The organism is Lysinibacillus sp. BNK-21, assembly GCF_048684915.1.
Taxonomy (GTDB): Bacteria; Bacillota; Bacilli; order Bacillales_A; family Planococcaceae; genus Lysinibacillus; species Lysinibacillus capsici.
Genome location: NZ_JBLQTS010000001.1, coordinates 701,930 through 714,567 on the forward strand (window position 1 = coordinate 701,930; position 12,638 = coordinate 714,567).

General features: G+C 33.0%; 6 protein-coding genes. All 6 read left to right on the top strand.

Features of this window, described 5'->3' with window-relative positions; all coding sequences use genetic code 11:
* Positions 1–15: 15 nt before the first annotated feature.
* Positions 16–3,399: a BREX-1 system adenine-specific DNA-methyltransferase PglX gene (gene pglX, locus ACMGGO_RS03530; protein ID WP_420281594.1), complete on the top strand. Its 3,384-nt coding sequence runs from the start codon at positions 16–18 to the stop codon at positions 3,397–3,399.
* Positions 3,400–3,586: 187 nt separating this feature from the next.
* Positions 3,587–6,091, top strand: a complete 2,505-nt coding sequence (pglZ, locus tag ACMGGO_RS03535) for a BREX-1 system phosphatase PglZ type A (RefSeq protein ID WP_420281595.1) — start codon at positions 3,587–3,589, stop codon at positions 6,089–6,091.
* Positions 6,092–6,333: 242 nt separating this feature from the next.
* Entirely contained in the window at positions 6,334–8,142 is a 1,809-nt protein-coding gene (locus ACMGGO_RS03540) for a hypothetical protein (RefSeq protein ID WP_420281596.1), read from the top strand.
* A 277-nt stretch (positions 8,143–8,419) separates the two neighbouring features.
* Positions 8,420–11,593, top strand: a complete 3,174-nt coding sequence (locus tag ACMGGO_RS03545) for a helicase-related protein (RefSeq protein ID WP_420281597.1) — start codon at positions 8,420–8,422, stop codon at positions 11,591–11,593.
* A gap of 6 nt (positions 11,594–11,599) precedes the next feature.
* Positions 11,600–11,815, top strand: coding sequence for a YdbC family protein (locus tag ACMGGO_RS03550; protein ID WP_393950344.1), 216 nt, complete (start codon positions 11,600–11,602; stop codon positions 11,813–11,815).
* A 239-nt stretch (positions 11,816–12,054) separates the two neighbouring features.
* Positions 12,055–12,618, top strand: coding sequence for a hypothetical protein (locus tag ACMGGO_RS03555; protein WP_420281598.1), 564 nt, complete (start codon positions 12,055–12,057; stop codon positions 12,616–12,618).
* Positions 12,619–12,638: the final 20 nt, after the last annotated feature.

Here is a 12,638-nt window from a genome sequence, read left to right on the forward strand (position 1 = left end):
GAGGTGAGCAAAATTATGAATAAAACCGCATTGAAAAACTTTGCAACTTGGTCACGTCGTAAATTAATTGAGCAAGTCCAAACAAAAGCTCTTTTATACGGAATCGATGAAAAGAACGATTTACATATTGAAGAGCAGTTTGGACAATTATTAATTAATGGACAAACGTATCCGTTATCGATGAAAAATGCATTTACGGCTTTAAAAAAGCAGTTAGAACAAAAAGGCTATAAGCAATTGCTTGAAGAGATAGCGTACACATGGTTTAACCGAATCATCGCCATTCGCTATATGGAAGTACATGAATACTTACCAGAGCGAGTGAATGTGTTATCAAGTAGTGTCGGGCGAGTGGATCCAGATATTTTATTTGAATATGACACGATGGATTTAAATATTAAGGTTGAAGAAATACGTGAGCTAGTTAACGCTGGTAATACAGAGGAGGCATACCGCGTTTTATTTGTGGCGCAATGTAATGCGTTAAATCGTATTTTGCCGTTTATGTTTGAACCAATTCAGGATTTTACGGAGTTACTATTACCGGACTTCTTATTAGATGCAGAATCAGTGATTAAAATCCTTGTACAAAATGTAGAATTAACTGAGAGCTTTGCAGAAATTGAAGTGATTGGTTGGTTGTATCAATATTACAATATTGAACTAAAAGATCAAGTATTTAGTAAATTGAAATCAAATAAAAAAATAGAAAAATACAGTATTCCAGCTGCTACCCAATTATTTACTCCTAAATGGATAGTTCAATATATGGTAGAGAACTCTCTAGGTTCGACTTTATTAAAAAACTACTATAATCAAGATTTAAAAGCTGAATTGGAATATTTTTCTAATAATAAAAATAGTGATTATAATAAAAACATTATTAGAGAAAAGAAAGTTGATATCACTAAGATTTCAATTTTAGATCCATGTGTAGGGTCAGGGCATATGCTTACATATGCTTTCGATTTACTTTATAAATTTTATAAAATTGAAGGATATCCAGTTAGAGAAATTCCTAAACTAATTATTGAAAATAATTTATATGGTCTTGATATTGATTCAAGAGCTGTTCAATTATCATCTTTTGCATTAATGATGAAAGCATTTCAATATAATAGACGTATAAAAGATATCAATATAAATATTTTTCATTTGAATGATATTAAAATTAATTCGAACATTATGGAAATATTAAAAAATGAAAATATTGAGCAAAATTTACTGTTTGGATTAAAAGATTTATCAAATATCGGTTCAGCTATTAAGCTAGATGAAAATGAATATTTTAAACTTGAAGCATTAACCGAAAGATATAAAAATAGACAATATACATTAGAGGATTTTGAAATAGCAGAATTCGTTGAGGATATTGCAAGTAACTTAGAAGCATTAAAAATTCTTATTAATAAATATGACGTAGTGATTACAAATCCACCATACCTAGCTTCAAAAGGAATGAATATACAATTAAAAAACTATGTTAATAAGTATTATCCAAATTCGAAATTAGATTTATATTCGGTATTAATAGAAAAAGCATTTGAATTAACTAAAAATACAGGATTAATTAGTTTTGTAACACAACACTCTTGGATGTTCTTAACAACATTTGAGGTGTTTAGAGAAAATTTAATTTCAAAGTATAATATAACTAATATGGCTCATTTGGGAACAAGAGCATTTGAAGATATTGGTGGAGAGGTAGTTCAAACTACAGCATTTGTCCTTGAAAAAAATGAAGGACAATCGAATGGGATGTATCATAGACTTATTGATTTTTCTTCAAGTGAAGAAAAAAGAAAAGCTTACTTATTAAATGATGGCTATATTTATAATTGTAAAGATTCTTTGGATATTCCTGGGAAAGTTTTGTTATATTGGATTCCGGTAAATATGTTAGAACTTTTAAAAGGTCCTAAATTGAGTGATATTGCAGAATCTAAAAAAGGATTAGATACTGCAGATAATAACAGATTCTTAAGATATTGGTATGAAGTTTCAAAAAATAAAATTGCATATAATATAAATGATGAAAAAACAGAATCTAAAAAATGGTATTTTTTAAATAAAGGCGGTCCATATAAGAAATGGTATGGAAATAATTTAGAAGTAATTAATTGGGAGAATAATGGGGCGGAATTAAAGGGGTTTGCAAACTCTAATATCAGAAATGAAAAGTATTATTTTAAAGAAAATATTACTTGGAGTGTAATAAGTACTGGTAGAACGGGATTTAGATATTCCCCTCCTGGTTATATTTTCTCGAATAGCGGGAATGCAGTATTTTCTGAAAGTCATGAACAATTAATTTATCTATTAGGATTATTAAATTCACCTGTAGGTATGACATTTTTAAATATATTATCCCCTTCAATGGGATATGAATCTGGGTATGTTGGAAAAATACCTTATAAACAACCAACAAACTCGAAAGAAGCCGTTATAGATTATATTATGAAGTGCATAATACTTGCAAAAGAAAATTGGGATGAAAAAGAAGTCTCTATTGAATATAACGCACCAGTTTTATTAAAGTATTCAAAGAACAATTTAATTGAAGATGGCTATAAGCGTTATAAAGAGGATTTTGAATGTAAGTTTAAGGACATGAAAAGTTATGAAAAGCTTATATTTGATCATTTTATTCATCTATATGATTTACAGGAATATTTCGAAGGTAATAATGCTGAACAAATATTAACACTTGAGAATTTAAGTGAAAAAGATGCTGCTATACAATTTTTATCATATTATGTTGGGGTGTTGTTAGGTAGATATGATATAGGTAAAGATTTTAGTATAAATCTTCTGAGTATTACTGAAAATGTTAATTATAATAATGATGTATATTTAAAACTAGAAGAATTTTTAGAAATAATGTTTGGAAAAGAAACAGTTAATGAAAACATTAATTGGTTAGCTGAATCTTTAGGAATAAAAAAAGGTGAAGATCCTGAAATTAGAATTCGTCGATATTTTTTAGAAGAGTTTTTTACGGATCATTGCAAAATGTATCAAAAACGTCCAATTTATTGGCTAGTAGACTCAGGTAAACAGAAGGGCTTACGCACATTTATTTACATGCATCGCTACCAACCAGACACTATGGCAACAATTCGTTTCGAGCATTTACAGGAAATCCAAGCTAAGTACCAGCAAGAAATTGCTGACTTAGAAAATCGTTTAGTGAATCCGAATTTAAGTGCGATGGATAAGAAGAAGTTAAATGCTGAGAAAGTGTCGTTTGAAAAGAAAATCGATGAACTACGTGAGTTTGATAAGCGATTAGCTGCCATTGCAGCAGAGGAAATCGAAATTGATTTAGATGATGGTGTGAAGGTGAATTACGAGAAGTTTTATCGTGGTGGTAAAGGTGTCTTAGCAAAGATTAAATAGTCACTGAGCGTGAAACATTCGTTATACTATTTTTATAGTGTGACGGATGTTTTACTATATAAAATAAAACACCTTAGCCCTTACTAATGCAACGAGGGTAGATGATGATCAAATTAGTATTCTGAATAATATACACGCTTTTTAAAAAAGTGTTGCGCTATAAATAATTTTAGAAAGGAGCTTCACATTGAACGTATTACAATTATTAAAAGAACGCATAGAAGATGAATTACATAAAAAGAACAAGCCCCGTACGGTTGTTTTTTGGTATGACGAGCAGGGGGAGCATACTGTGAAATCGTTAAAGGAAGAGCTAGCAGATCAGCCGATTCATATACGAGCTTTGACACGTAATAATTTCTTCTCATTAAAAATTGAAATTGAAACAAAGAAAAAAGACGAATCATTTTTACTATATGCGAAATTTGCAAAGCCTGAAAAGGAAAAAAATTATTTACTTGATATGGAACTGTACGGCACGGAATTTAAAGCTGATACAACGGCTTTATTTGCAGAACAGTTACAAGTGAGTGACGCACTACTGCGTGAAATGATGCAAAAGTACCCAGAGTTTTTCAAAAGTGCAGAGCGTAAAGAAAAGCTTAAAAAGGTGTTGAAGCCACAAGCTAGTGAGCGAGAATTTGAATATGCGATGTTAGCTGTATTAACTGGGGCGCCAGTTGCGGATATGGACAAAATTGCGCAAAATCTATTGATGGCTGGCTTACAAGAAGATTCGAATGAATTATATAAATCGATTGCGAAGCGTTTTAGTAAAGAGCAACTCTTTGTTTTATTAGGGCAGTATTTCGGTGTTCATATTGAGTCATATACATTACAACATTTAATGGAGCATATTTTGTATGCACATTTCCAACGTTATGCGCAGTTCGAGGATGCTACGTTGCATAAAAAGTATGAAACAACACGTGCTAATGCTAGCGCATTATTTGTAGATGATTGGTTACAAACGAAGGACCGTGAAGTGTTAGAGCAATATATGCAAGAAATTGAAGGGGCGTTTTCTATTGTTGAATTGTTGAGTGATCGTCCGGTAGAGCATTATGCAAATATTTCAACGTTCCAGATTATAGATGTTTTATTAATTGAAAAGCTGACGACAGAGCTACTTCATCAAACTGCGAATCTAGAGGAATGGAAGGAAATTTTACAAAATCGTTTAAAAATGCATTGGGCAAATCGTAACGCGCGTATTCGTGGACTTTTAACAGTCTTAGTACATGCGGTAGAATTAACGATTCATAAAACTCTGTTAAAGCAATATGATACGCGTATTTCGTTATATGTTCAGTATGCTAGTAATCTATATTTAATTGATCAAGCATATCGCCGTTTTATAGTAGGTTATATTCAGCTTGAAAATAGAGAAGTATTAGATGATTTAGCTGAAAAGTTAACGAACTGGTATGAAAATAAGTATTTATCAAAAGTAGCGGAAGAAACGAACTTTACTTTAGAACAAGAGGAATTAGGGAAGCTCCCAAAACAGGCTACTTTCTATAAGGAAAATATTGAACCGATTATGCAAAAGGAATCAACGCGTGTATTCGTCATTATTTCAGATGCATTACGTTTTGAAGCAGGGGCAGAGCTACGTGAGCGATTAGATGCACGTGCAAATGGTAGTGCTACGATTAGTCCACTCGTTGCGAATATGCCAACCTATACACAGCTTGGTATGGCATCGCTATTACCGTATAAAAAGTTGACGATTGCACCGAACGGAACAATATTAGCAGATGGTGAGCCGACAAATGGTTTAACGAATCGCATTAAGATTTTACAAAAATCTGAGCCAGAAGCGATTGCATTCCGATTTGATGAAATTTCGTCTTGGTCACGTGCTACAGCAGATGAGCAGTTAAAGGGTAAACGTTTAGTGTATGTGTATCATGACGTGATTGACGCTGCGGGCGATTCAGTTAAATCAGAGCGTGAAACGTATGCAGCAGTTGAACGAGCGATGGATGATTTAGCGAAGCTTGTAGACCTGCTTTCAAGATGGCAGGCGAAACGTATATTTATTACGGCAGATCACGGGTTCTTATATCAAAATTCAAAAGTTGAAAATGCCGAGAAAGTAGCGAGTGTTGAAGGCGAGAAATTTGATGGTAATCGTCGTTTTGTTGTTGGTAAAAACTTAGTTATTGGTGCTGGGGCGATTGCCGTACCAGAAACCTTTACGACGCTACAAGATGCGGAGAAAGCTATTGCAAAAGGGAGTAACCGTTTCGTAGGTGGTGGCGGTTTACAATTTGTACATGGTGGTGCAACACCACAAGAGACCATTACACCGTTAATTGATTATCGCCGTACGTCACAAGCGACACCTGTTGAAATTAGTGTAGCAATGCCATCACGTGTTATTAAAAACTTCCGTGTTGAAGTGCCGCTGTATCAAGAACAAAGTATTTCGACAGAATTTATGGCGCATACCGTTCGATTTGCATTTTATTTAGACGGGGAACGTATTTCAAATGAGGTCGATTATACGTTTAATATGCAGGGACAAAATCACGAACGTACTGCGAAACTGGTATTTGATTTAACCGAGCAATATTATAAAGCAGGTCAAAAATGCACACTGAAAATGGCGACAGTAGAAGGAAACAAAGTAACGCCTTATAGTGAAGCGGAATTTACAATTCATATGTATAATGCGTTGTATTAATAATGAAAGTGGTTCTCTGATTCAATGAGTGACCACTTTTATTGTTATATTAGCAGAGCAATTAACAAATGAATTTATTAATCTGGAGTAAAATGACTGTTACGAGCTTGATAGCCGAGGATTTGTTTACATATTTAGTTTAGTTCATTTTTTATGTAATTATATTCTAATTGTGGAATTTGATTCAATGTTTTAAAATGGAGGTATATTCGTATAAATTTTATTAAAAAGGGGTTGGGAGAATGGGGCAAACATATAGTTCTAAGACAATTGATGAGATAATTTTAGAAGTTCAATATGAATTAACAAATGCAGAAAATTTGCCGGAAGCAAAGGCGAAAAATTTTCAAAAGATTTATGATTTATTAATCCGTAAAAAAATGATTCTAGACTTTTTGAAATTTAATCTTGTATTTATAGGTGAAAAAGGTATTGGTAAAACAACGTCAATTTTAAGGTTATTCGAATTAATTCAAAATGAAAAAGGTCTCCTTTCAACAGCTGCTGGCGGGACAACTGTATGTGAAGTAGTAATACAGCGAAGTCAAAATAATAAATCATATTTTGAAATAATACCAGAAGATGAACAGTTGGTTCACCAATATATTGAAGACTATTGTGCTAGTTTTCAAACAGAGGAATTAACTAAAGCACTCTATGTACCAAATGAGATAGAGCGTTTTTTGAGAAATATGGCGGGTTATAAAAAAGTAGCCTTAGAAGAAAAGTATGGTGAATTTACAAGTCATGAAGATTTTTTACAATTCTTTAAAGCGGAATTAAATCTTGAGAATCGTAAAGAATTAATTGTTGATGTAGCTTATAATGATGAAAAATCATATTTTGAAAGTTCTGTGAAAATTTTTGAGTTAATTAATTTAGGAAAAGTATCAACAATTCCTTTCCCTAAGAAAATTATCATTCATGCAACCCCCGATGTTATAGATTTCGATTCTTACTCTTTTGTGAACAGTATTATTGATACTAGAGGTATTGACTCCGATGGAAAAAACACAGATCGTTTTAGACGGGAAGATATCTTGGAGTATTTAGATAAGAGAGAAAATGAATCTATCTATGTAGTTGTTGATGGTTTCAAACCAGCCCCTAGTTCTGATATATCGAATTTACTAAAATCGCGTATTCGTGATAAACATCATGCAAATAAATTTTATTTATTAATTAATGTTTATAACGAAGAAGCAAGTGAAGTAATGACTGATGATGGAATAGCAGAAACAGCATCTGAAGGTATTAACTATCGTAAAGATAATATAATTAGTAAATTTAAGCATCTTGGAATTCCGTTTTCAGAAGATCACATTCTTTTTTATAATTCAAAGAAAAATGAACCGATAAACGCAGAAATTATTTCACAAATTAATAACAACCTCTTGAAAGAACGTGATGCGCATATATTAGAATGCGAGCAAGCCTATGAGAAATTCCAAAAGTTGAAATATGATTTTGAAAACAGCGAATATGCCAATGAAAAACTTCTTAGTTTGAAAGAGGAAATCGAAAGTAAGCCTGATAATTCAAACGTGCTAGCTACGGTATTAGGTACATTTATCTCAGATAAATTACGGAATGTTCATCCTGCAAGATTAGATGCGGTTAACAGATATAGAGGTCACTATTCAGCTTATAATTATTACCATTATTTAGCTTTAGCGACAGAAGACGCTTTTAATAGTTTGTTTGAGGGATCAAAAAAAGAAGTTGAAACCAAATTATCTAGTATTTTAAGTTTACGTAATTTATCGGAATTAGAGAGATTTGAATATGAATTATTTTTAGATGATTTTATTAATCGTTTCTCCTCTATACGGTTAGAAATTACCGAATTAGTTAAAGAAGCGGTTATTAGAGAGTTTCAACCAATCTTCTGGGAAAAAGCAACTGAACAATATGGAAAAGGGGAGTGGCCGGAAGGGAACTATCGAGATGCTGTGTTTAAATACTACCGTGAAGAGTTAATTCGAATTTTAACTAAAGTGGATACTCAAAGTCTCTTTATAAATGGTTGGAAAGGCACTCTTGATATATAAAATTTATGATTTATTGATTTAAAAGGTTTGGACTTTTGTAATTAAATAATGAAAACAAGTAGCAGTACGTCCTTTGATTTAGAAGGAAGTGCTGTTATTTTGTTTTATGAAATTAATCTTGGTCTCCTAATTTCGAAATTAATACCTATGGAATAGTATTAGCTTTCGTAATATATTTTACATATTTTATAATGGTATTTCGTGAGTTCTTCTTTAATTGGGTAATTAGCTGTATAATTTTTAATAGAAAAAGATGTAAAGATTGTGAGGGATATATTTGCTAAAAATCGGAGAAATAATCAAAGGCTCATTCTGGCCAGAAATAGTAGAAATAAAGCACTTTGAAGAAATCGATGAAGATTTATATTTAGTAGAATCGATTGGACGTAAAACGAATAAGTATTATGAACAGTATTTAGATAAAGTGCAGCTTAGCCAATTGGAAAATATTCAGGAAGAAGAAAATACATTCAATGCTGAGCGTTTACAACATTATTTACAGTATTACATTTTAAAAACGGAAGAAAAATATTCCCAATCCCGCGCACGTGGCAATAGAAAGGTCATTCCGCTTCCGCACCAAATTGAAGCTGTTTACAGTAGAATGCTACAGTCACCGCAAGTACGCTATTTACTTGCCGATGATCCAGGGGCAGGGAAAACGATTATGTCGGGTATGTTAATTCGCGAATTAATGGCAAGACAAGCTGCAGAGCGAGTTTTGATTTTAGTACCTCCATTAGTATTAAAGCAATGGCAGGAGGAATTAAAGGATAAGTTCGGGGAAGAGTTTACAATTGTTAACCGTAGCTTGTTGAATAGTTCGAGCGAAGTGAACCCTTTTGAATCACATGACAAAATCATTTCATCACTTTATTGGGCTGCAAGAGAAGAAATTAAAACTTACATAATGAAGGCTAATTTTGATTTAGTCATTGTGGATGAGGCACATAAAATGGCTGCCTATACGCATGGTGTAAAGAAGCGGAAAATTAGTCGTACGAAGATTTATCAGCTAGGAGAAGGTTTACTTCGCCATACTGAGCATTGCTTATTGTTAACTGCTACACCCCATAAGGGCGATAAAGAAAACTTCCGTCATTTGATGAGCTTAGTAGATCATGATATTTTTTCACGATTAAATAAGGGAGATTCTATTTATGAAAAGAGTAATCCATTTGTTATTCGTCGTTTAAAAGAAACGATGAAAAACTTTGATGGCACTCCGTTATTCCCGAAGCGTACAACGAAAACGATTGCATTCGACTTAAGCTATGAAGAACAAGAGCTTTATGAAGAAGTAACTGCGTATGCGCGAGAGCATTTTAATCGTGCCAAGCAAAATAATAAACCGAATGTTGCATTTGCGATGATGATTTTGCAGCGTCGTTTAAGTTCATCCATTGACGCGATTTATTTATCGTTAAAACGACGAAAAGAAAAATTAGAAGAATTACTTGAATCGGAATTATCAACAGTAAAAATGGTTGAACCTTTTGAATACGACGAACTTTCGATTGATGAGCAAGAGGAAGTTGAGGCACTAATCGAAGGTGAAACAGATGTTATTGATATTGAGGAATTACGTGTTGAAATTGAGATTTTAAATGACTTAGTTCAGAAAGCAGAAAGACTAGTTTATCAAGATGTAGAGGTCAAGTATGCAGAATTAGAAAATACTTTATTTGGTGAGGATGGATTGCTTTCTAAAGGTGAGAAAATTTTAATCTTTACAGAATCTAAGGACACTTTATATTACCTAGAACGAAAGCTATTAAATCATGTGCCTGAAATTACAAAAATTGTCGGTAATTTTTCGATGGATCAGCGTCGTGAACAGGTTGAAAGATTCCGTAATGATGTGCAAATTATGCTGGCAACAGATGCCGGTGGGGAATCTATTAACCTTCAGTTCTGTAATCAAATGATTAACTATGACATCCCGTGGAATCCGAACCGTTTAGAGCAGCGTATGGGGCGTATTCACCGTATTGGTCAGAAGAATGAAGTATTTATTTTCAATCTAGTTGCGAGTAATACACGAGAAGGTGACGTACTTATTCGTTTATTAACGAAAATGGATCAAATGCGTGAAGACTTAGGGCAAGATCAAGTATATGATTTTATCGGTGAGGTACTCGAAGAAAATAATATAGATTTGGCGAATTTAATGGAACGTGCAATAAGTGGGCGTGAAAATTTAGATGAGCTTGTGGCAACTATGGAAAAAACGTTATCTGATGAGCATAAACGCTTGTTAGAACTCGCGAAACAAGAGCGTTTAGATGATTCTAGTTTCGATTTACCTGGAGCGAGAAGAGCTTATCAAGAAATTTCAATCAATAGTATGCCACCTCGCGTATACGGTGAATTTGCAGTAAAGCAATTTGAAACTTCTCGAATCAAATTGAATTTCTCAAATGATAGCAAAGCAGTTCGAATTGATCGTTTCCCTAAAAATATTCGTGAATTAATAAAGAGAAAGAAATATTCATTCCGAACAGACGAATCGTTAAGATTTTCATTAAGTGCATCTAAACAGACGGAAGATGTAACACTACTGCCTAATGATCACCCTGTCAAGAAGCTCGCAATGGAATTAGCAAATCAGGAGTTACAGCAGGTTGCATTACCTGTTTGTAATGTAAAAGCAACTGTAGGCGAGCCGTTAATTATTGAATTAAGCCGTATAAGTGTTGTCGATGGGAATAGTCGTGAATTGGAGCAGGAATTGATGTTACTTGCTAAAAGAGAAACAGGAGAATTTATTCAAATCGATCCGTATTTCTTATTCCAACAGCCATTAAAGTTTGTAAATAGTGAAGCTAACGAAGATAAGTCGTTTAAACGAGAGTCAATTATTCAAGCGAAAAAAGTACTACAATCCGTTCAGATGAAGCGTGATGATTATTTAAATCGAAAAAGCACGTATTTACGTCGCTCATTTGATGAACAAATGCAAGTATTACAGGAACGTTTAACGAACTATTTAGATGATAATCCGAACAATAAAAATAGCGCATTAATTAATCAAACATACACGCAAATTGAAGATTTAGAAGAGCGCAGTAAAGAACGTTTAGAGGATATCGAACGTGAACGAAGTATCCAACTACAATCGATTAAATCGCTTACGCAATTGCATGTGCAACCGATTAGTAGTGCTGCGCGGATTATACCAGCTGATTATGTAGAGGTTGTGAAGCAATACGAATATGACAATGGACGATTAAATATTCGTGAAAAGAAAGCATACGGACTGGTTGATTTCACAAGTGAAGAAGCGGATGGAAATACGCGCTTTATTTTAGTAACACCATTTTTAAAAGCATTGGATGATCAAATTATTATAGAGGATTATAAAGAATTAAATGGTTCAGTTTATATGTATATATTACAACAAGGAAAGATTATTGAAGAAATTAAGATGGAACAATTAGTGGGGGTGTAAAAAACAATGGCAGAAATCAAATACGAAGTTGTAGAACATATCGGAGTACTTTCAGAATCAGCGAAGGGTTGGAAGAAAGAACTAAACCGTATTAGTTGGAATAGCAATGCACCGAAATACGACATCCGTGAATGGGCGCCAAATCGTGAGAAGATGGGGAAGGGTGTTACGTTGTCGGAGGAAGAGTTTAAAGCGTTAAAATTATTAATGAATAATCTGTGATATATACTATTTAAGCATACTGACCTAGGTCAGTATGTTTAAATAGTTTGATGAAGCAATTATTAACAGCGAAATCTGTGCTTCATATAGGTGAAACATACGTACAAATCATAAAACATTCTGATGGAAAACCGAGTCAATCAAACTATTAAAACTGGGTATGTCGTGGTGTCCCAAGCCAAGGGCCTATCATTGTACTTTTTAAAAATCTTATCGTAATTGAAAGGGAGTTATTAATTATGAGTCAAGCAAAAGAAGGGCATTTATCTCATATAAGCAGAAATATAAAGCTATATTTTTTAGGAAGTGGCTATTTTTTAGATGAATTTATTACGCCATACGAGTACGTTGAAAAGCATGTTTCAAGTTATAATCCAATGAAAAACAATGAATTATATTTATTAACGCAAAATGAAAAAGAAAAATATGTAATCAACTTTGATACGATAAGAAATTATATTAATGGTACTGGGAAAATTGATATAAGTAATTTATACGACGTAGATCAAATTGGACTATCTGTATTATTTAATTGTAATCCTAATATCCAACCAATCTGTGTTAGTCAAGGGGAACATTTTGACTTTGATTTAATGCGTACTTATGGAATTGGTTATATACACATCAAAACATTCAACTCCACGACCGACCTGCTTAACTATGTAAAAACCATTCCTACCTCATTAGTTAAGAATATGAATATTTTCCCTTTAAATAAATTTACTTTACTAGAAGATATATATGGTGAAGACATGCTCTATTATTTAAATCGACTGAAAGATAGTATTTATGAAATTTATTAAATATTATTTTGGAAGGGGAA